The organism is Candidatus Aalborgicola defluviihabitans (assembly GCF_016705985.1).
Taxonomy (GTDB): Bacteria; Pseudomonadota; Gammaproteobacteria; order Burkholderiales; family Burkholderiaceae_C; genus Allorhodoferax; species Allorhodoferax defluviihabitans.
The window spans coordinates 84,499-103,961 of record NZ_JADJKN010000023.1 but is presented as its reverse complement, the minus strand read 5'-3'; the positions used below and the strand labels follow the sequence as shown (position 1 = coordinate 103,961).

Below are 19,463 nucleotides of genomic sequence, written 5' to 3'. Positions count from 1 at the left end.
TTAAAGGCACCCTATCGTGGAGTGACAGTGTTGCACGCCAGTCCCCCGGCTATCAGACGCACTGGTGACAGTTACTCTTCTGCCGCTGCACGCGCCAGCTTTTCGCTCTTCCAGTACACGTCATCGCCCACGCTGCCGTCGGTGCGGTAGCGGTTGAGCACGCGTGACAGCACAAACATCAGGTCCGACAGGCGGTTAAGGTATTGGCGGGGCGTTTCCTTCAATGCTTCTTCTGCGCCCAGCGCCACCACCGCGCGTTCGGCGCGGCGTGCCACGGTGCGGCAAATGTGGGCTTGGGCTGCGGCGCGGGTGCCTGCTGGCAAGATGAATTCCTGCAGGCGCGGCAAGTTGGCGTTGTGGTCTTCCAGCGCCTGGTCCAGCGCCAGCAGGGCCTCGGGTTTGAGCAATTCAAATCCGGGGATGGACAGTTCCCCCCCCAGGTTAAACAGTTGCTGTTGGATTTCCACCAGCAGGCTGCGCACGGCGTCGGGCATGCCTTCGCACAGCAACAGGCCAATGTGCGAGTTGAGCTCGTCCACATCCCCCATGGCGTGCACACGCAGACTGTTTTTGGAGACACGGGTGTTGTCACCCAGGCCAGTGGTGCCGTTATCCCCGGTGCGGGTGGCGATTTGTGAGAGGCGGTTGCCCATGGTCAACTCCGTGAAAGGACAAAAATTGCCCTCCATCGTAAACTGACAGCATGAATGCCCCTACTTCCCCATTGCATTTGCTGCCCACCGTCAACCAACGGCCCGTGCCTGCCGCACTGATTGAGGCGCTCCAAGCGCACTTTGGCGCACGCTGTTCCACCGCGATGGTGGTGCGCGAACAGCATGGCCGCGACGAATCGCCCTTCGATGTGCCACCACCCGGTGCCGTGGTCTTTGCCCAGAACACGGATGAGGTTGCCATGGTCGTCAAACTGGCCGCTATACACCGCGTGCCGGTGATTCCATTTGGCGTGGGCACCTCGCTGGAAGGCCATCTGCTGGCGGTGGAAGGCGGCATCAGCCTGGACGTGAGCCAGATGAACCAGGTGCTCAGCATCAATGCAGAAGACCTGACCGTCACCGTGCAGCCCGGCGTAACCCGCAAGCAGCTCAACGAGGCCGTCAAGTCCACCGGCCTGTTCTTTCCGATTGACCCCGGTGCCGACGCCACCCTTGGCGGCATGAGCGCCACCCGCGCCAGCGGCACCAACGCCGTGCGCTACGGCACCATGCGCGAAAACGTGCTGGCGCTAGAAGTAGTCACGGCCAGCGGAGAGGTGATTCGCACCGGCACCCATGCCAAAAAGTCCAGCGCCGGCTACGACCTGACCCGCCTGATGGTGGGCAGCGAAGGCACGCTGGGCGTCATCACCGAAATCACCGTCAAGCTCTATCCGCTACCCGAGGCGGTGATGGCGGCGACCTGTTGCTTTGCGTCGCTGGCCGATGCGGTCAACACCACCATCCAGATCATCCAGCTGGGTGTACCCATTGCGCGCTGCGAGTTGTTGGATTCCACCACCGTCAAGGTGGTCAATCAGCACTCCAAGCTGGGCCTGCCCGAGAGTGCCATGCTGCTAATGGAGTTCCACGGTTCACCGGCAGGCGTGCAGGAGCAAGTGGAAACCGTGCAGGCTATTGCTGCCGACAACCACGGCAGCGCCTTTTCCTGGGCGGCCACGCCCGAGGAGCGCACACGCCTGTGGACGGCGCGGCACAACGCCTACTTTGCTGGTGTGCAGTCGCGCCCCGGCTGCAAGGCCATTACCACCGACACCTGCGTGCCGATCTCGCGCCTGGCCGATGCGTTATTGGACTCCGTGACCGAGGCCCAAGAAGCCGGCATTCCCTACTTTTTGGTCGGCCACGTGGGCGACGGCAACTTCCACATGGGCTACCTGATTGACCCCACCATTCCCGCCGAACGCGAAACGGCTGAGCGCCTGAATCACCAACTGGTAGCGCGCGCACTGGCACTCGGTGGCACCTGCACCGGTGAACACGGCGTGGGCCTGCACAAGCAGGGTTTTTTGGTAACCGAAACGGGAGAAGGCGCGGTGGACATGATGCGCGCCATCAAGCGGGCACTGGACCCGCTCAATATTCTGAACCCTGGAAAAATCTTTTCACTATAACTTCGATAGCGAACTATGTATATTTTACGAGGGCTAGCGGCCATTCAACAACATGTCCAAACGCTCGTACCCGGAGCGGCTGACAGGGATGCGTTGGCCGTCGCGTAGCACGGCAACAAAGTTGTCTTTGGTGGACCGCTCCAGGCTTTGCAAATAGACCATGTTAAGCAGGTATGAGCGGTGCACCCGCACAAACTGCGCCGGGTCCAGCTGCGTGGCCAACTCCGCCAAGGACTGTGTCTTCAGGAAGTCGCGCCCGGCGCTGCGGATGCTGATGTAGTCGTCTTGCGCCTGCACATACTCCACCGTCTCCACCGCGATCACATGCACCTGGTTGCGGTCCCGAATGAGAATGCGGGCCAGACGCTGGCTGGCATCCACCAGCAGTTTTTGAACCCCGGGCTGCACCTGTGCCACGGCCTGGCGCGCACGGGCCAGGGCATCGTCAAAGCGCTGTTGTGAAAACGGCTTGAGCAGGTAGTCCACGGCGTGCAGATCAAATGCTTTGAGCGCGTGCTGGTCATCAGCCGTGGTGAAAATGACGCCGGTTCTGCGTCCCGTGAGTTCCAGCACTTCCAAGCCATTGAGCTTGGGCATTTGAATGTCCAGAAAAATCAGGTCCGGGCCAAGTGCAGTGATGTCCACTACGGCCTGCAGGCCATGCTCCGATTCGCCCACGATGACCAAGTCCGGGTGGTGCGCCAGGTACTCGCGGATCAAACCCCGGGCTAGGGGCTCATCGTCCACAATCAAAATGCGCAGGGGTGGTTGGGTGGTGTTCACGGCGCAAACTGCATGGGCAGGACAATTTCAAGCGCAAAGCGATCTGGATGGCGTGTCCACCCCATCCGTGCACGTTCACCGTACAGCGTACCCAGTCGCTTTTTGATGTTGGCCAGGCCCGTGCCGGTGCCTATGCCCGGCGCCGCGTCCGGGTCCACGGGGTTTTCAATCGCCACATAAAGCCAGTGCTCTTGCACAAAGGCGTGCAGTGTTACACAGCCTCCTCCAACCAGATGCCGCACACCATGCTTGATCGCGTTCTCCAGGCAGGGCTGCAACAGCATGGGTGGGATCAATACAGCGTTGGCCGCAGGCGACACAGTGATGTCGGTGCGCAGTTTGTGGCCAAAGCGAATTTTCTCAACCGCCAAAAAGTGTTCACACAGCGCGACTTCATCGGCCAATGCAATGCACTCCTTTTCTGCCACCGCCAGCGTCTGCCGAAAGAAGGCCGCCAACTCCAGGGTCATGGCCCGTGCAGCAACCGCGTCTTGCGAAGTGAGTGCGCTGATGGAGTTCAGGCTGTTGAACAAAAAGTGCGGGTTGATCTGCGTGCGCAACATCTGGACCTGCGCATCACGGGCCTGCAATAGCGACCGCGCTTCGCGCCCCTGGGCCGCACGCAACTGGTCGGCGGCAAGCCAGATGTCATGGATCAGCAAGGAGATCAGATACAGCCCGCCGGCCACCAGCAAGAGCAGAATCGCCACCGTACGGGGCATGGCAACCAGGACGGCGCTGGAGGGCGTCACCCCGCTTGGGGACGCCGCGCCTGCCAGCGCCAGCAGGCTCGCACCGAACGTATTCCACCCGTGGCACATCAGCGCCCACAACAATGCCGCCAAGGCCGACGAGGCGCCAAATACCACTACGGTCTGAAATCCACCGCGCTGCGTCAGCACCACTGAACGGCACACGTAGTAGGCCGAAGCGGCAACAAACCCCAGGAACACTGCCATCGGAAGGGCAAATACGAGCGCTGGTTGCCACTGCGCCAGTTCAGCGTTGACAAACACGCCGGCAAGCGCACAACCGCCAATGAGCCAGACACCCACATAGGCCGCGAGGCGGCGCGTGCTGGAGGTGATTGGGGTCATGGCGCCTGCGACAGCATCAATTCTTGACTTCCACGCCGCCCATCATCACAAAGCCCTCAATCACCAGGCGCTTGGTGGCTTGGGCAGGCGGCACGGTTTTATCCTCCACGCCCCCCAGGAACGCCGTGGCGCGGCACTCTACACCCCAGTCTGGTGGTACCTTGATCTCGATGCCCCCCATCACCGCCATGACCCGCAACGTCGCCTGCGATTGCATCGATGCTTGGCGAAAATCGATCTCCATACCCCCCATCGCAGCCGTCACTTCACCCTGGCGAAAGTCTTGTGACACCACGCTGAAGGTGTTGCCGCTCATTACAGCCGTTGCGTTGAAGGCGGCTCCAGCCTCGTCCGATGTTTGCGTGGCCTGTTGCAAGCTCTCCATGCGACGGCGCAAAGGCTCCTTCGCGATCATGGCGACACCTGCGCCAATCACCAGCAGAGGCCACCAGTCGCGCATGTGAAACGAAATCAGCTCCAAATTGTTCAGAGTCATCAGCACGCCCAGCGCGACAAACCCGGCCCCAAAGACATAGCCCGACAGGTGCCGCGTGTGGCTGAGCTTCATCACGCCAATGAGCATAAACACCACCGGCCAGAACTGCAGCACCTGGCGTGTGTTGATCTGGAACAAGTTGTCGGCCAGCGCGAATGCCCCCACCAGCACCACAAAAGCGCCTAATACGATGCGCGTCTGGTCGCGCTGCGGGCTCATTGCGCCACCTCGCCGCGTGGCGCTTGGCCATGGCCCAACCAGCCACGCAACAGCATCTGCAAGCCATACGCAATCAGCACAATCGGCCAGCTATTGGAAAATGTGAGCGCCCAAAGATGTTCCAGACAGGCGAACACCCAGGTACCCAGAACAATGTCGATCAACCCCTTGAGCACCTGCCGTGCAGACTGTGCGCTGACCACCGCGATGACCCCGCCCAGCGCTAGCAGCAAGGGCAAGTAATGCCACCAGCGCGTTTGCGGGCCCAGGTACTGCGCGAGATCCAGTACCGCCAGGCGGTCCAGGAGAAACACAGTCCCTACAGCAATCAGTGACGCACCCCAAAGAAGGCGCTTGCGCGGGTTGTCGTGGTGACGGGCCAAGAACTGGTGTCGAGGATGGTGAAGCCGCATAGTCAAATCCTGATTGAGTTGAGATGCTGTCACGATATCGGGCCCCTATCGCTTTGTCGCGCGCTTTCCGGTGAATAGCGCACTGGAGTCGGTGAATGGCGAATGGCGAATGGTCGTGTAGCGTGTGCAGGTGCAACGCTACACCGTGCACCTGCCGGCTGCACCCAAGCCATTGCTGGTGTTAAAAAAAAAGACAGTTTCTGTTGCAATCTGTCCATGTCGCTAACGCCAAAATGGGTGCGGTTGTGTGTAAATTGCCTGGAACGCTGCAAAAAAATTCAAAGGCAGGTTCCGGCCAAGCTGTAGGGCGTGAGGCCCTGCGCGATCACAAGATTGCAATCTCGGCAATAGCGTTGGCCATGTACTCGATCTTGTGCTGCATGTCGGCGTCGGTGTCGGCAAAGCGTTTGGCAATGCCGTCGAACTCATCCTGAATCTCGATGAATGCGTCCACCATGTCGGGGTCAAAGTGGGCTCCGCGCTCGCTGAAAATAATCTGTACGGCCTTATCGTGCGGCACGCCGTCTTTATAAACCTTGCTGCTGATGAGCGCGTCGTACACATCGGCAATGGCCATGATGCGGGCAGCCACCGGGATGTCCCCGCCGGCCAGTGCACGCGGGTAGCCGCTGCCATCCCACTTTTCCTGGTGGCACAGAACCAGATCTTTGGCGATCGCCAGTCGGGGTGAAGGGCGCCCCAGCGTTCTTTCAGCCCGCTCAATGGCGGCATGACCGATAGTGGTGTGGGTGCGCATGATGGCAATCTCGTCGGCATCAAGCCGGCCCGGTTTGAGCAAAATGCGGTCGGGGATGGCGATGGAGCCCATGTCGTACAAGGGCACGCTCAGGAACAGGGTATCGATGTAGGCAGGCGTCAAAAGCTCGGCAAACTGCTCCTGTTTGGCCAGCGTCTGAGCCAGCGTCAGTACATAGTTTTGCACCCGCAGAATATGGCTTTCGGAGTCGGCTTCGCGCTGCTCGGCCAGGGTGGCCAGCGCCAGTACCAGCACCTGTTGGGCGTGCGAGATTTCGCCCTCATCGGTCAGGTCGGCGGGGGCTGCGGTGCGATCAGAAGCCATAGTCAATCTCCTTGTGGCGCCACAACGGGTGCCTGGTACAACCATACCATTTTGCCACCGGCAACGCGGTACTGTGCGCTTGCTTTGAGCATAGTGGCTTCAAATTCTAAACTCACCGGCCGGGCGCTGGAGCAGCTTGGACACCAGGGTTATAAACGTTTTAGGCCGCTAGCCCTCGTTGATATTGCGTAAACAGCTATATTATGTATAGCAGCTTATCAGCGACTGGCTCCCGGCGAGAGGCGCTCAATCAGGCCATTGAGCTCGTCCAACGAGCCAAATTGGATGACTACCTCGCCCATCTCTTCCATGCGTCCATTGCGCTTGACGCGCTTCTTGACCTGGATTTCAACCTGGGCCATGAGCAGGTCGGAGAGTTCTTCTTCCACGCGTTTGATGTCGCGGGACTTTTCTTTTTTAGGCTTTGAGGCCGTCAGTTCGAACTCGGCACTGAGCTTTTTGACCAGGCTTTCCGTTTCGCGCACCGACATCTTCTTGGCCGCAATTTGGTTGGCAGCGGTGATTTGGGTACCGCGCTCCAACGACAGCAAGGCCCGGGCGTGACCCATATCCAGGTCACCCGCCATCAGCATGGTCTGCACCGGCTCGGCCAGATTCAACAGCCGCAGCAGGTTGGAAGCCGCACTGCGCGAGCGCCCCACCGCCTGCGCAGCGGTTTCGTGCGTCATGCCGAATTCCTTGATCAGGCGTTGTAGTCCCTGGGCCTCTTCCAGCGGATTCAGGTCTTCACGCTGCATGTTCTCGATCAGCGCCATGGCGGCAGCGGCCTCGTCCGGCACGTCGCGCACCAGCACCGGCACGCGGTCCAGGCCCGCCAGCTTGGCAGCGCGGAAGCGACGTTCGCCAGCGATTATTTCGTACAACGGACGCACGGCAGAAGCACCTGTCTCAGGGGTGGGCCCCTGAGACTCCTTATTGCGGTGCAACCGAGCTTGGTCGTCGCTCAGGCGACGAACCAAGATAGGTTGCATGATGCCTTGGGCCTTGATGCTTTCGGCCAGCTCGTACAGCGCGCCCTCGTCCATGCGGGTGCGGGGCTGGTACTGACCGGCCACCATCTCGGTGAGCAGCAGCGTGCTGGGCAGGCCCGAATTGGCAGCGCCCGCATCGGCGGGTGCGCGGTCCTGGACTTTGGGGCCCAGCAGTGCTTCCAGGCCCATGCCGAGACCCTTGGGTTTTTTGGTGACCATTTAGGTGTTCCCTCTTTTCAAATCAATCAATTGGTTCAACAATTTCCGCCCCTGTGGCCAGTCGCCCAGGCCCGACTCTGCGTTGATGTGGCCGGCGTGGCCGTAATCCACAAACTCGGCACCCCAGGCGTCGGCAAATTGGCGTGCGCGCGCGATGCTGCAATAGGGGTCATTCTGACTGCCCAGCAGCGTGCTGTGAAAGGGCAGCTTTTGCAATACCACGGGGGACCAGCTTTTCAGTGTGGCGCGCAGCTCCTCGCGCTCGGGGTCGCCGGGTGCCACCAACAGGGCGCCGACCACGCGGTCGGTGTTGCGCGAATGCGCGGCCCAGGCGGCAGTGAGCATGCAGCCCAGGCTGTGGGCGGCCAGAACCACCGGCTGGGTTGCGGCCAGCACGGCCTCTTCGAGTTGGGCCATCCAGTCACCACGCAGCGGTTGCATCCAGTCATGCTGCTGCACACGCACGTCGCCATGCAGGGGTTCCCAGCGACTTTGCCAATGGGCAGGGCCGGAGTTCTGCCAGCCCGGCAGGATTAAGACAGTGAAGTCAGAGGCATGGCACTGCGAAACCGCTCGTGTCCCCCGGCCTTCGGCCTCCTCCTTTACCTCGCTATTTCGCAGTGCCATGCCTCTGACCTCACATTTTCTGGATGCGCGCCACCATCTCTTGCGCAAAGCTCACAAAGGCCTGCGCACCCTTGGACGACGGATCAAACACCACGCCGGGTACGCCGTAGCTGGGCGCCTCAGCCAGACGCACATTGCGCGGGATGACGGTCTCGAACACTTTGTCGCCAAAGTGGGCCTTGAGCTGGTCGCTCACCTGCTGTTGCAAGGTGATGCGCGGGTCGAACATGACCCGCAGCAGCCCGATGATTTGCAGATCGTCATTGAGGTTGGCCTTGACCTGCTTGATGGTGTTGACCAGATCGGTCAGGCCTTCAAGCGCAAAGTATTCGCATTGCATAGGCACGATCACGCCATGGGCACAGCACAGGCCGTTGAGGGTGAGCATGCTCAAACTTGGCGGGCAGTCGATCAGCACAAAGTCGTACTCACCCTCCACAGCGGCCAGGGCTTGCTTGAGGCGGCGCTCGCGGCGCTCAACTTCCACCAACTCCACCTCGGCACCCGCCAACTCTCGGTTGGCGCCCAGAATGTCGTAGCTGCACCCGCCGGCCTTGAGCTTGTCGCTTTGGGCGCGGGCTTCGGCAATGCTGGCGGATTCCAGTAATACGTCGTACACGGTGAGTTCCAGCTTGCGCTTATCCACACCGGAACCCATGGTTGCGTTGCCCTGCGGGTCCAGATCAACCATCAGCACGCGCTGCCCTACCTTGGCCAAGCCGGCGGCCAAGTTGACGGTGGTGGTGGTTTTGCCGACGCCACCTTTTTGGTTGGCAACACAGAAGATTTTGGCCATGGGGTGCTCAGAGAAAAATCGGAACGCAGGAATGAAGATCAGGGTTTCACGTGAAACATGGACGAATGTGACTCAGCGCGATATCGCCAGCTTGATGCCAAAACCAACCAAAAACAAGCCGGCAACCTTTTCCAGCACACGCGTCACCATCGGGTTGGCGCGGATGCGTTCAGCCAAGAAGTAGGTCAGCAACACGGATGTCAGCCCGTATAAAAAGGTGATGACAGCAATGGTTGCCGCCATGAAACCATAAGTAACCAAACCCTGTTGGCGGGCCGGGTCGACGAACAGCGGGAAGAAGGCCATGTAGAACAGGATGGCCTTGGGGTTGAGCAGGGTGATCATCAGCGCCTGGCGCAGGTAGTGTCCCGCAGTAATAGTCAGCACCGGTGCCGAACCAGGTTTGGCCAGCAGCATCTTGGCACCCAGCCAAGCCAGGTAGCCTGCGCCCAGCCACTGCACCGCATGGAACGCATCCGGATAGGCCGCCAGCAGCGCCGCCACGCCGGCCACCGCCAGCCACATCAAGACCTGGTCGCCGAGGATCACACCCATGGTTGCACCCAACCCACCCCGGATGCCGCCCTTGCTGGTAGACGTAATCAGCGCCAGATTGCCGGGGCCTGGGATCAACAAAAAGACGATGATGGTGACGACAAAAGTGCCGTAGTCGGTAACGCCAAGCATGGGTTTTCCTAGGGGTTGGAGGGGTGAGTTTACGTTACGCCGTCTTGGGGTTGATTGACTGGGGTTGGGGAGGCTGGCCGGTGGAGTAGTCCTGGACGTTTTACTCCGTGTCCTCCGCCCTACGGGCTCCTCCTTTACCTGCGTAAAACGCCCAGGACTACTCCAGCCTACGGCGTTGGCTACATAACTTGGCGGGGGAGCTTTCGGTATTTGAGGCGAGTACAACCGAAGCCGGCAAGATGGGTTGGGGTGTGCGTTTTGCGCAGGTAAAGGAGGAGCCCGCACAGCGGGCGGGGGACACGGAGCAAAACGCATGCCCCAACCCATCCACACCAATCGGTCAAAATCCAAAAAGAGGAACTGAAGGCTTACGCCCGACGCCCGCGCATCCACACAATGCACCGTTCCGCATCCAGCCCCGGCACCCGCAGCTGTTCCACGTGAAACACTTCAACCGACGATGGCAAGGCTGAAATCTCCTGTTCCGGATGCTTGCCCTTTAACGCCATCCAGACGCCCTGCTGTGCCAACGCCCCAACCGACCAACTAGTGAAATCCACCAAAGAGGCAAAGGCACGAGAGCTGATCACGTCGTACGGCTCAGTCAAACTTTCAACCCGCGCATGGATACCACGCAGGTTGGGTAACTTCAGGCTTGCCGCCACCTGCTGAATAAAGGCCGCTTTCTTGCCCACCGTATCCACACAATGCACGGTGATGGCGGGGCAGCAAATGGCAATCACAATGCCCGGCAGCCCAGCGCCCGAACCCACATCCAGCAATCGGGCTGTCCCCGATGTCACGTCACCACTCTGCAGCTGCCGCCGTAATGGCGCAATGGCCGTCAGGCTGTCCAGCAAATGGTGCGTCAGCATTTCGGCTGGCTCACGCACTGCCGTCAGGTTGTAAACCCTGGTCCATTTTTGAATCAAGTCCAGATAGTCCAACAGGTGCTGAATCTGCACATCATCCAAGTTCAGATCCAGCTCCAACAGACCCTGGCGCAACCCCGGCTCCAGTGCGTGCATCAGGCAGACACCACTTCCGCCGCCGCATCGGGCGCGGCGTTGACCGAAAAGCCTCGAAAGTTGCCTTTCTTCAAATGGATCAGCAGCAGCGAAATAGTGGCCGGGGTGATGCCCGACATGCGTGAAGCCTGCCCCAGTGTTTCAGGGCGCTGCTTGTTCAGACTCTGGCGCGCCTCAATACTCAGCGCCGTCACCTGCATGTAGTCCAGCTCTGCCGGCAAGCGCAGGTTCTCGTAGTGGCTGGCGCGCTCAACCTCGTCCTTCTGGCGGTCGATGTAGCCCGAGTATTTGGCGGCAATCTCTACTTGCTCAATGACAGATGCCACAAACACATCTTGGGCCACGGCGACTGCCGACACCGCACCACCTGCCTCAACGGGGGTTTCACGTGAAACATTCGGCACCACTGGCAAGGCGGCGTTGGTGTAGCGTCCGTTGTCCAACGACATCAAGCCCGCATAGTCCACATTGGGGCGGCGCAGCAAATCTGCCAGGCTGTACTCATGGTCAATGGCTTTGCCCAACACCCGCTCGGACTCTTCGGCCGGCAGGTTTTTGGGGCTGACCCAAATACCGCGCAGGCGCTGCGTCTCTGCCGCCACTGCATCGCGCTTGCGGCAAAAGGCGTCCCAGCGGGCATCGTCCACCAGACCCAGCTTGCGGCCGGCCTCGGTCAGTCGGGCGTCGGCATTGTCTTCGCGCAGTTGCAGGCGGAACTCGGCACGGCTGGTGAACATGCGGTAGGGTTCAGTCACGCCCTTGGTAATCAGGTCATCCACCAGCACGCCCAGATAGGCTTCGTCACGCGCGGGCACCCAGGCGTCACGCCCCTGGCATTGCAGGGCGGCGTTGACTCCCGCGAATAAACCTTGCGCGGCCGCCTCTTCATATCCCGTGGTGCCGTTGATCTGGCCAGCAAAAAATAGGCCCTGAATCTGCCGCGTCTCAAAGCTGCTTTTCAGCGAGCGCGGGTCAAAGTAGTCGTACTCAATGGCGTAGCCGGGGCGCAAGATGTGGGCGTTCTCCAGCCCCGGCATGCTGTGCACCAGTGCAACCTGGATGTCGAACGGCAAGCTGGTGCTAATGCCATTGGGGTAGTACTCATGGGTGGTCAGGCCTTCGGGCTCCAGAAAAATCTGGTGACTGTCCTTGTCGGCAAAGCGGTTGATCTTGTCTTCGACGCTGGGGCAATAGCGCGGCCCCACCCCTTCAATCTTGCCGGTGAACATGGGGCTGCGGTCAAACCCGCTGCGGATGATGTCGTGGGTGCGCTCGTTGGTGTGGGTTATCCAGCACGGCATTTGCGCCGGGTGCATGGCCACACGGCCCATAAAGCTGAACACCGGCATGGTCGGACTCATGCCGCCGGGCATGCCGTCGCCGGGCTGTTCCTGGCATTTGCTGAAGTCAATAGACCGGCCATCCAGGCGCGGTGGCGTGCCGGTTTTCAAGCGGCCTTGTGGCAGCTTCAACTCTTTGAGCCGGGCACTTAAGGAGATGGAGGGCGGGTCACCAGCGCGCCCAGCGGCGTAGTTGTTCAGGCCCACATGAATCTTGCCGTCCAAAAAGGTGCCCGCTGTGAGCACCACGGTCTTGGCGCGAAACTGGATGCCGATCTGGGTGATGGCACCCACCACCCGGGCGCCATCTCCATCACCCTCCACCATCAAATCATCCACCGCCTGCTGGAAGATCCACAGGTTGGGCTGGTTCTCCAGCATGCGGCGAATAGCGGCCTTGTACAAAATGCGGTCGGCCTGGGCGCGGGTGGCGCGCACGGCCGGGCCCTTGCTGGAATTGAGAATGCGGAACTGAATGCCCGCCTCGTCTGTCGCCAGCGCCATGGCGCCGCCCAGCGCGTCCACTTCTTTGACCAGGTGGCCCTTGCCAATACCGCCAATGGACGGATTGCAACTCATCTGGCCCAAGGTCTCGATATTGTGGGTAAGCAACAGCGTCTTGCAGCCCATGCGGGCAGCCGCCAGCGCGGCCTCGGTGCCGGCATGGCCGCCGCCGACGACGATCACGTCGAAATCTTGTGGGTACAGCATGAATGGGAGCAAGGGGAGGTAAGCCCCTGATTTTACGGGTTCCCCGATTTTTCGCGACAATCAAGGCCATGACCCAAGCTACCTTTTTCCTTACTCGTCTTTGCGGGCAGCACCCGCGAACATTCCTTCAACCGTCGATTGGCGCACAACGCAGCCACCATGGCCCGCGCCGCTGGCGCCCAGGTCACGCTTTTGGAGCTCTCCACGCTGGACATTCCGCTCTACAACGCCGACCTGGAAGCCCAGGGCACGCCGCCGGATGTGATCCGCCTCAAAGAAATCATGGACGCGCACCCGGCCTGGATCATCTGCTCGCCAGAGTACAACGGCAGCTACACCGGCCTGCTGAAGAACACCATTGACTGGGCCTCCAGTCCCGCCAAGAGCCACCCCTTGTGGATCAATGGCATCAAGCCGTTTGAAGGCAAAGTGGTGGGGCTGCTGAGCGCCTCCAACGGTGCGTTGGGCGGTCTGCGTTCACTGGAACACCTCAACCCGCTGTTGCTGAACCTGCAGTGCTGGGTCTGCCCCAAACAATTCGCCCTGAGCCGCGCCGGCGATGCGTTTGATGAACAAGGCATGCTCAAATCCGAGGCGCACCGCAACAGCACCCAGGCGGTGGTGGACCAGGTGCTGTGGGCCGCACCGCGCCTGAGTTGACTTTGGCTTTCTAAATCACGCTTAGTGAAATAGGGCGCTAGCCCTCGTCAATATTGATTTAGTTGCTATATTATTCATAGTAATTTGACAATCACCCCTGCCGACCTAGCAAAAGGGTGCTTTCGGTTGAAATAAGTACAGCACTCCAATTGCCACCCGTAATTACCCTAGTTTGTCCTGTTTTAGACAGTGCAACCGAGTAAGGCGCGGTAAGGTGTGAGGCACTTTCGAAAGAAGAACACCATGTCCGCCATTCCCCTGCACAGCGTCACCCCGGCTGACGCCATCCGACTTCCGCTGGAACAAACTCTGGCTCTGCAACGTGCGGCCTATCTGGCCCACCCCTACCCCAGTTTTGCCGAGCGCAAGGCCGACCTGAAAAAGCTCAAGGCGTTTATCCAGGACAACCGCGAAGCCATCCTGGACGCCATCAGCGCGGACTACGGCAACCGCTCGCGCCACGAGACCTTGTTTGCCGAAATCTACGGCATCGTCGACGGCTTAGACCACGCCGTGGGCCATCTGCGCAAATGGATGAAACCCCAGCGCCGTGGCATTGACCTGAAAAACTTTCTCGGTGCAAAGAACCGGGTCATTCCCCAGCCTCTGGGCGTGGTAGGCCAAATCGTGCCGTGGAACTTCCCGATCTTTCTGTGCTTTGGTGGATTGACCTCCGCCTTTGCCGCCGGCAACCGCTGCATGGTCAAAATGTCGGAAAACTCCCGCCAACTGGCCAAACTGCTGATCGAGAAGTCACCCGCCTACTTCCCCAAGGACAAGCTGGCGTTCTTTGACGAGACTGGTGGCGTGGGCATCGAGTTTTCCAAACTCAAGTTTGACCACCTGCTGTTTACCGGCTCAGGCGTAACCGGCCGCGCGGTGATGGCGGCTGCGTCGCAAAACCTGTGTCCGGTCACGCTGGAGTTGGGTGGCAAGGCGCCCGCCCTGGTGTGCGACGACTTCCCGCTCAAAAAGGCGGTTGAACGCATTACCTTCTTCAAGTATTTCAACGCCGGCCAGATCTGCACCACCGCAGACCATGTGTTTGTGCCGCAGGCCAAGGTGAGCGAGTTTGTGGAGATTGCCAAGCAGGTGGTTTCCAGCCGCTATGCCAACCTGGACACCAAGGACTACACCGCCGTCATCGACGAGCGGGCCTTCAACCGCATCACCCGTGCCATGGACGAGGCCGAGTCACGCGGGGCCACCCTGGTCCAGCTGATTGCCGGCAAGAAGTGGGACGTTGCGACGCACAAGATTGCGCCGCACATCGTGCTCAACGCTCCGCCCGATTGCGAGCTGCGCACCCGTGAAATTTTTGGCCCGGTGCTGCCGGTGGTGGCCTACACGGCCATGGAAGAGGTCATCAACACCATCAACAGCGGCCCGCGCCCCCTGGCCTTCTATCCCTTTAGTAACGACAAGGCCTTGATTCACACCTTGCTGAACCGAGTGATGTCGGGTGGCGCCACAGTCAACGATATCGTGCTGCACACCGGCCAGCACGACATGCCATTCGGCGGCGTGGGAGAAAGCGGCATGGGGCACTACCATGGCTACGAAGGCTTTGTGACCTTCTCCAAACTGCGCCCGGTGTTCTACCAGGCGCCCTTTAGCGCCATCAAATTCCTGTGGCCACCCTACGGCGCATTTGCCACCAAGTACCTCGACTTTTTGACCAAACGATAAACAAGGTTCACCCCATGAGCGTGCAAGAATTTGACTATGTTGTGGTCGGCGGTGGCGCATCCGGCTGCGCGGTGGCGGGGCGTCTGAGCGAAGACCCTGCCGTATCCGTCTGCCTGATTGAGGCCGGTGGCAGTGACGCCGGTTTCACCGTGCGGGCGCCGCTGGGTTTTGCCGCCACACCGCATCTGGGTATCAACAACTGGGGCTACAACACGGTGCCGCAGGTCGGTCTGGGCGGGCGCAAGGGCTACCAGCCGCGTGGCAAGGTGATGGGCGGCTCGTCCTCCATCAACGCGATGGTCTACACCCGTGGCAACCGCCAGGACTACGACCGCTGGGCCGAGCTGGGCAACCCCGGCTGGAGTTACCAGGAGCTACTGTCCCTGTTCAAGCGCTCGGAAAACAACGAATGCTTTGGAGCCACCGAATACCGGGGCGTGGGTGGCCCACTGAACGTGGCCTATTTGCGCAGCCCCAGCCCCCTCAATGAGGCCTTCATCCAGGCCTGTGTGGAGCAAGGCATTCCCCGCAACCCCGACTACAACGCCGAGCGCCAGTTTGGCGTGTCTCCCGCGCAGGTCACCCAAAAGGGAGGCGAGCGCTGGAACGCCGCACGCGCCTACATCGACCCGCGCCGCGGCCAGCCCAATCTGACCGTCATCAGCGGCGCCCACACCAGCCGCGTGCTGCTCAACGGCAAACAGGTTACTGGTGTGGAATATTTGCAAGGTGGCCAAACCGTGCAAGTGAAGGCCAAACGCGAGGTCATTCTCAGTGGCGGCTCGTTCGGGTCACCGCAGTTGTTGATGCTCTCGGGCATTGGCCCGGCCGAACACCTGAAGCAGCATGGCATACCGGTACTGCACGATTTGCCCGGTGTGGGCCAAAACCTGCAAGACCACCTCACCACCGTGCTGATCTACCGCACCGCACGTTGGCAAGACACCATCGGCAATTCACTGCGCGGCGCTTGGGCGTTACTCAAAGCGGTGTTTGAGTGGCGCAGCAAACGCACCGGCTGGATCACCACCAACGTAGCCGAAACCCAGGGTTTCATCTCCACCGAAGGCAACCCGGACTACCCCAACATCCAGTTGGCCTTTTGCACCAGCATTATTGACGACCACACCCGCAAACAGCACCTGGGCCATGGCTACACTCTGCACGCCACGCTAATGCGGCCCAAGAGCCGTGGCTCGGTGCGCCTGGCCAGCAATAAGCCCACCGATGCCCCGTTGATCGACCCCGGCTTTTTGACGCACCCCGATGACCTGGCCACGCTGATCAAAGGCACGCAAATGGCCTACGACATCATGGAATCGAAGGCGCTGGCGCCCTGGCGCGGCAAGATGGTGCACCCAGTGGAGCGCAACAACCCGGCGCAGATTGAGCAGTTTCTGCGCAAGAACTGCGACACCGAGTACCACCCGGTCAGCACCTGCAAGATGGGCCCCGCCAGCGACCCCATGGCCGTGGTGGACGCCACACTCCGTGTGCATGGCCTGCGCAACTTGCGCGTGGTAGATGCCTCCATCATGCCCAACCTGATCACCGGCAACACCAACGCACCCTCCATGATGATTGGTGAAAAGGCCGCCGACCTGATCAGGTCTGGCGCGTAAAGCCCATGCGGCGAAGGGTGTTGTCCTTGACCACGTAATGGTGGAACAGAGCAGCAAACGCATGCCCGCCAATCAGAAAATAGCCCAGATTGCCGCCAAACTCGTGGATCTCCTTGATCGTGCTGCCCAGTGCCTTGTCTGGCGCAATCAGCGCCGGTAGCTCCAAGCCGAAGAAGGGAATCGGCTTGCCGCGTGCACTGAGCAGCGCCCAGCCCAGAAGCGGCAAGACCACCATCAGGGCGTACAGGGCCAGATGGCCCAGCTTTGCCAGTTTCTCCATTAACGCCGAGGGCGGTGGCTGAATCGGTGGCGTTGTCCCCAGCACGCGCAGCACAATGCGCAGCCATACCAGCGCAAAAATCAGCAAACCAAAGGTGGCGTGCCAGTCCCGCGCAGATTGGCGTTGGGCGCTGCCCTTCTCAAAACCATCAGCCAGGTTGACCAGCACATAGACCACAATGAACAGCAATACCATGGCCCAGTGCATGGTAATACTGGCGCTGCTGTAGCGCGCGTTGTTGGATCGGGTCGTCATAAGGTTCCTCCGCGTAAATCAATGCAATGGGTTGACTGTAGTGCCTTCACCTGAAGCCCAGCTTAAGCGTTTGCCAACGCACACTAATGATGCATATAGACGCGCGCCTGCAATGGTTGTTCTTTGTCGCTAGGATGAAAGGCTGCGCTATTGCATGCCTTACCCGTAAAGATACTCCCATGAAACTCTACTACTCTCCCGGCGCCTGCTCCTTGTCTCCCCACATCGCCTTGTTGGAGGCTGGTCTGACGTTTGAAGCCATTGCAGCGCCCACCAAGACGCACAAACTGCCCGACGGCACAGACTACTACACCATCAACCCCCTGGGTTATGTACCGTTTCTGACGCTGGACGACGGCCGCAGCCTGCACGAAGGCCCGGCCATCGTTCAATACATTGCCGATCAGGCCCCTGACAAGAATCTGGCCCCCGCCAACGGCACCTACGAACGCTACAAACTGCAGGAATGGCTGACCTTTATCGGCACCGAACTGCACAAGACCTTTTCCCCTTTGTTTGTGCCCACCACACCGGCCGAGACCAAAGCCGCCTGCCTGGAGCGCATGCAGTCGCGCCTGAAGTGGGTGGACGGCGAACTGGCCGGCAAGCAGTACCTGATGGGCGACCAGTTCACCGTGGCTGATGGCTATCTGTTCGTGGTAACCAACTGGGCCCAGTACGTCAACCTGGACCTGACGCCCTATGCCAACCTCGTTGCCTACCGTGCCCGCGTCGCTGCACGCCCGGCGGTGGTGGCTGCGATGAAGGCTGAAGGGTTGATCAAATAAGTTCGTCCATTTCATTTCGAATATTCGCGCGTAATGCTTACGTGGGTTTGCGCAACATTTCTTTGCGATTCAGGGCACATTTTCAAAATAAATTTGAGTGAAATTGGCAAATAGTCGCATAATGGCGCAGTATTGCCGGAATTTCGGTGCTACTGGTTTGCGGTGATTTACCAGTTTCGCGTCTGCTTTAAGTCTTCAATGGTTTGTTGATTGCGGGTTTGGACACCATCGCGTTTTGAGTTATTTTGAGGAGTCCTTACATGGGCAACAAACTTTACGTGGGCAACCTGCCCTATTCTTTCCGTGATGAAGACCTGCAACAAGCGTTTTCGGCTTACGGTTCCGTTTCTAGCGCCAAAGTCATGATGGAACGTGACACTGGCCGTTCCAAAGGCTTCGGCTTTGTGGAAATGGGCAGCGACGCAGAGGCACAAGCAGCCATCGGTGGCATGAACGGCCAACAATTCGGTGGCCGTGGCCTCGTGGTCAACGAAGCCCGTCCCATGGAAGCGCGTCCTCCCCGTACCGGTGGCGGCGGCTTTGGTGGTGGTGCTGGCGGCGGTGGCCGTAGTGGCGGCGGCGGTGGCGGCTACGGTGGTGGCGGCGGCGGCGGTGGTTACGGCGGTGGCGCTGGCGGCGGCCGTAGCGGCGGCGGCGGCGGTGGTGGTTACGGCGGTGGCCGTAGCAGCTACTAAGCAGCTACCGGAGCAAGTCTCCAAATTAAAAAAGGGCCTCTGGGCCCTTTTTTGTTGTTTGACAAAAGCACTTACACGCCATCAACACGCCGCTTGCGTGGGCGCCCGGATAAAACTTTGTCAAACAACCAGTTCGGCAATAGGCGCAGGCCCTTCGCCACCCATCCCATTTGCCATGGAATCACCCGGTAGCTGGCACCCGCTGCGATGGCTTTGTATGCCCGGTTGGCAAAATCATCGGCCTGCATCAGAAAAGGCATCCGATAGCGGTTCTTTTGAGTGAGCGGTGTGTCAATGTAACCCGGACAAATGGTGCAGACCCGAATGCCGCTGTGGCGCAGTTCACCACGCAGACTTTCGCAGTAACTGATCACCGCAGCCTTGCTCGCGCAGTAAGCGCCATGTCCCGGCAACCCGCGGATCCCAGCCACACTGCCAATGCCCACCAGCGCGCCCGAACCGCGCTGTGCCATGGGGTCGATGAAGGCATGGAAGCTTGCCGCCAGACCCACGTTATTGACCGCAAATGTTCGCGTCATCACGTCCAGATCATTGCGAATGGCGGTGTCCATACCAATGCTGATACCAGCATTCGCAATCACCACATCGGGTACGCCCTGGCGCTGCAAGCATTGCTGGGTAGCGTTCACGATGTTGTCCACCTCCGCCACGTCGGCGCTGTAAACCTGGTAGCGTGCCAAGTCCAAGCCGCGCAACCGGGCCCATGCCTCAATCTCTTCGGTGCGTCGAGCCACCAACGCCAGCGAGAAACCGGCCTGGTAATAGCGCCAGGCCAATGCCTGACCGATACCACTGGAAGCGCCGGTAATGAAAACCAATTGGGACATAGGCTGCCT

The 19,463-nt window shown here is 60.0% G+C and carries 19 protein-coding genes and 1 pseudogene; 6 read left to right on the top strand and 14 right to left on the bottom strand.

Going from position 1 to position 19,463, the window contains the following annotated elements:
* Positions 1-71: 71 nt before the first annotated feature.
* Positions 72-653: a cob(I)yrinic acid a,c-diamide adenosyltransferase gene (locus IPI80_RS16415; protein ID WP_413862020.1), complete on the bottom strand. Its 582-nt coding sequence runs from the start codon at positions 651-653 to the stop codon at positions 72-74.
* A 50-nt stretch (positions 654-703) separates the two neighbouring features.
* On the opposite strand from IPI80_RS16415, the gene IPI80_RS16410 reads away from it, so the two are divergent.
* Positions 704-2,128, top strand: a complete 1,425-nt coding sequence (locus tag IPI80_RS16410) for an FAD-binding oxidoreductase (RefSeq protein ID WP_413862018.1) — start codon at positions 704-706, stop codon at positions 2,126-2,128.
* A gap of 33 nt (positions 2,129-2,161) precedes the next feature.
* Here the strand turns inward: IPI80_RS16410 and IPI80_RS16405 are convergent, their stop codons facing one another.
* The 11 genes from IPI80_RS16405 to mnmG all read right to left on the bottom strand — a co-directional run bounded on the left by IPI80_RS16405 (position 2,162) and on the right by mnmG (position 12,617).
* The gene (locus tag IPI80_RS16405) at positions 2,162-2,911 is read right to left on the bottom strand and encodes a LytR/AlgR family response regulator transcription factor (RefSeq protein WP_413862016.1); all 750 of its coding nucleotides are present in this window, start codon (positions 2,909-2,911) and stop codon (positions 2,162-2,164) included.
* Complete coding sequence (locus tag IPI80_RS16400; RefSeq protein ID WP_413862014.1) at positions 2,908-4,008, bottom strand: sensor histidine kinase; 1,101 nt, start codon at positions 4,006-4,008, stop codon at positions 2,908-2,910. The genes IPI80_RS16405 and IPI80_RS16400 overlap by 4 nt, the downstream gene beginning before the upstream one ends.
* Before the next feature lie 16 nt (positions 4,009-4,024).
* Positions 4,025-4,723, bottom strand: coding sequence for a LiaI-LiaF-like domain-containing protein (locus IPI80_RS16395; protein WP_413862012.1), 699 nt, complete (start codon positions 4,721-4,723; stop codon positions 4,025-4,027).
* Positions 4,720-5,136: a LiaF transmembrane domain-containing protein gene (locus IPI80_RS16390; RefSeq protein ID WP_413862010.1), complete on the bottom strand. Its 417-nt coding sequence runs from the start codon at positions 5,134-5,136 to the stop codon at positions 4,720-4,722. Before IPI80_RS16390 ends, IPI80_RS16395 begins: the two co-directional genes overlap by 4 nt.
* A gap of 325 nt (positions 5,137-5,461) precedes the next feature.
* On the bottom strand, positions 5,462-6,217 hold the full coding sequence (locus IPI80_RS16385) for an HD-GYP domain-containing protein (RefSeq protein ID WP_413862008.1): 756 nt from the start codon (positions 6,215-6,217) through the stop codon (positions 5,462-5,464).
* Between the two features lie 218 nt (positions 6,218-6,435).
* Positions 6,436-7,428 (bottom strand): ParB/RepB/Spo0J family partition protein, encoded by a 993-nt coding sequence (locus IPI80_RS16380; RefSeq protein WP_413862006.1) that lies wholly within the window; start codon positions 7,426-7,428, stop codon positions 6,436-6,438.
* Positions 7,429-8,055: an RBBP9/YdeN family alpha/beta hydrolase gene (locus tag IPI80_RS16375; RefSeq protein WP_413862004.1), complete on the bottom strand. Its 627-nt coding sequence runs from the start codon at positions 8,053-8,055 to the stop codon at positions 7,429-7,431.
* A 10-nt stretch (positions 8,056-8,065) separates the two neighbouring features.
* On the bottom strand, positions 8,066-8,851 hold the full coding sequence (locus tag IPI80_RS16370; RefSeq protein WP_413862002.1) for a ParA family protein: 786 nt from the start codon (positions 8,849-8,851) through the stop codon (positions 8,066-8,068).
* Positions 8,852-8,923: 72 nt separating this feature from the next.
* Positions 8,924-9,538 (bottom strand): LysE family transporter, encoded by a 615-nt coding sequence (locus tag IPI80_RS16365; protein ID WP_413862000.1) that lies wholly within the window; start codon positions 9,536-9,538, stop codon positions 8,924-8,926.
* Between the two features lie 368 nt (positions 9,539-9,906).
* Positions 9,907-10,566 (bottom strand): 16S rRNA (guanine(527)-N(7))-methyltransferase RsmG, encoded by a 660-nt coding sequence (gene rsmG / locus IPI80_RS16360; protein ID WP_413861998.1) that lies wholly within the window; start codon positions 10,564-10,566, stop codon positions 9,907-9,909.
* Positions 10,566-12,617 carry a tRNA uridine-5-carboxymethylaminomethyl(34) synthesis enzyme MnmG gene (mnmG, locus tag IPI80_RS16355; protein ID WP_413861996.1) on the bottom strand — a complete coding sequence of 684 codons (2,052 nt, stop codon included), beginning with the start codon at positions 12,615-12,617 and terminating at the stop codon, positions 10,566-10,568. Before mnmG ends, rsmG begins: the two co-directional genes overlap by 1 nt.
* A 90-nt stretch (positions 12,618-12,707) precedes the next feature.
* On the opposite strand from mnmG, the pseudogene IPI80_RS16350 reads away from it, so the two are divergent.
* The 3 genes and pseudogenes from IPI80_RS16350 to IPI80_RS16340 all read left to right on the top strand — a co-directional run.
* Positions 12,708-13,277, top strand: a pseudogene (locus IPI80_RS16350) (NADPH-dependent FMN reductase); the annotation flags it as partial.
* 243 nt (positions 13,278-13,520) lie between these two features.
* Positions 13,521-14,966 (top strand): coniferyl aldehyde dehydrogenase, encoded by a 1,446-nt coding sequence (locus IPI80_RS16345; protein WP_413861994.1) that lies wholly within the window; start codon positions 13,521-13,523, stop codon positions 14,964-14,966.
* A 14-nt stretch (positions 14,967-14,980) separates the two neighbouring features.
* A complete protein-coding gene (locus tag IPI80_RS16340) occupies positions 14,981-16,588 on the top strand; it encodes a GMC family oxidoreductase (RefSeq protein ID WP_413861992.1) in 1,608 nt (535 codons plus the stop codon).
* Here IPI80_RS16340 and IPI80_RS16335 read toward each other — a convergent pair.
* Positions 16,572-17,123: a cytochrome b gene (locus tag IPI80_RS16335; protein ID WP_413861990.1), complete on the bottom strand. Its 552-nt coding sequence runs from the start codon at positions 17,121-17,123 to the stop codon at positions 16,572-16,574. The two genes, IPI80_RS16340 and IPI80_RS16335, sit on opposite strands and share 17 nt — an antisense overlap.
* Before the next feature lie 179 nt (positions 17,124-17,302).
* Here IPI80_RS16335 and gstA point away from each other — a divergent pair, with 179 nt between their 5' ends.
* On the top strand, positions 17,303-17,911 hold the full coding sequence (gene gstA, locus IPI80_RS16330) for a glutathione transferase GstA (protein ID WP_413861988.1): 609 nt from the start codon (positions 17,303-17,305) through the stop codon (positions 17,909-17,911).
* A gap of 260 nt (positions 17,912-18,171) precedes the next feature.
* On the top strand, positions 18,172-18,606 hold the full coding sequence (locus IPI80_RS16325) for an RNA recognition motif domain-containing protein (RefSeq protein WP_413861986.1): 435 nt from the start codon (positions 18,172-18,174) through the stop codon (positions 18,604-18,606).
* 71 nt (positions 18,607-18,677) lie between these two features.
* Here IPI80_RS16325 and IPI80_RS16320 read toward each other — a convergent pair whose 3' ends face one another.
* Positions 18,678-19,454 (bottom strand): SDR family oxidoreductase, encoded by a 777-nt coding sequence (locus IPI80_RS16320; RefSeq protein ID WP_413861984.1) that lies wholly within the window; start codon positions 19,452-19,454, stop codon positions 18,678-18,680.
* Positions 19,455-19,463 lie beyond the last annotated feature (9 nt).

Bases quoted from the DNA above. Each gene is read 5' to 3' on its own strand.
- IPI80_RS16415 (WP_413862020.1), bottom strand. From the start codon at position 653: ATGGGCAACCGCCTCTCACAAATCGCCACCCGCACCGGGGATAACGGC.
- IPI80_RS16410 (WP_413862018.1), top strand. From the start codon at position 704: ATGAATGCCCCTACTTCCCCATTGCATTTGCTGCCCACCGTCAACCAA.
- IPI80_RS16400 (WP_413862014.1), bottom strand. From the start codon at position 4,008: ATGACCCCAATCACCTCCAGCACGCGCCGCCTCGCGGCCTATGTGGGT.
- IPI80_RS16395 (WP_413862012.1), bottom strand. From the start codon at position 4,723: ATGAGCCCGCAGCGCGACCAGACGCGCATCGTATTAGGCGCTTTTGTG.
- IPI80_RS16390 (WP_413862010.1), bottom strand. From the start codon at position 5,136: ATGCGGCTTCACCATCCTCGACACCAGTTCTTGGCCCGTCACCACGAC.
- IPI80_RS16385 (WP_413862008.1), bottom strand. From the start codon at position 6,217: ATGGCTTCTGATCGCACCGCAGCCCCCGCCGACCTGACCGATGAGGGC.
- IPI80_RS16380 (WP_413862006.1), bottom strand. From the start codon at position 7,428: ATGGTCACCAAAAAACCCAAGGGTCTCGGCATGGGCCTGGAAGCACTG.
- IPI80_RS16375 (WP_413862004.1), bottom strand. From the start codon at position 8,055: ATGGCACTGCGAAATAGCGAGGTAAAGGAGGAGGCCGAAGGCCGGGGG.
- IPI80_RS16370 (WP_413862002.1), bottom strand. From the start codon at position 8,851: ATGGCCAAAATCTTCTGTGTTGCCAACCAAAAAGGTGGCGTCGGCAAA.
- IPI80_RS16365 (WP_413862000.1), bottom strand. From the start codon at position 9,538: ATGCTTGGCGTTACCGACTACGGCACTTTTGTCGTCACCATCATCGTC.
- rsmG (WP_413861998.1), bottom strand. From the start codon at position 10,566: ATGCACGCACTGGAGCCGGGGTTGCGCCAGGGTCTGTTGGAGCTGGAT.
- mnmG (WP_413861996.1), bottom strand. From the start codon at position 12,617: ATGCTGTACCCACAAGATTTCGACGTGATCGTCGTCGGCGGCGGCCAT.
- IPI80_RS16345 (WP_413861994.1), top strand. From the start codon at position 13,521: ATGTCCGCCATTCCCCTGCACAGCGTCACCCCGGCTGACGCCATCCGA.
- IPI80_RS16340 (WP_413861992.1), top strand. From the start codon at position 14,981: ATGAGCGTGCAAGAATTTGACTATGTTGTGGTCGGCGGTGGCGCATCC.
- IPI80_RS16335 (WP_413861990.1), bottom strand. From the start codon at position 17,123: ATGACGACCCGATCCAACAACGCGCGCTACAGCAGCGCCAGTATTACC.
- gstA (WP_413861988.1), top strand. From the start codon at position 17,303: ATGAAACTCTACTACTCTCCCGGCGCCTGCTCCTTGTCTCCCCACATC.
- IPI80_RS16325 (WP_413861986.1), top strand. From the start codon at position 18,172: ATGGGCAACAAACTTTACGTGGGCAACCTGCCCTATTCTTTCCGTGAT.
- IPI80_RS16320 (WP_413861984.1), bottom strand. From the start codon at position 19,454: ATGTCCCAATTGGTTTTCATTACCGGCGCTTCCAGTGGTATCGGTCAG.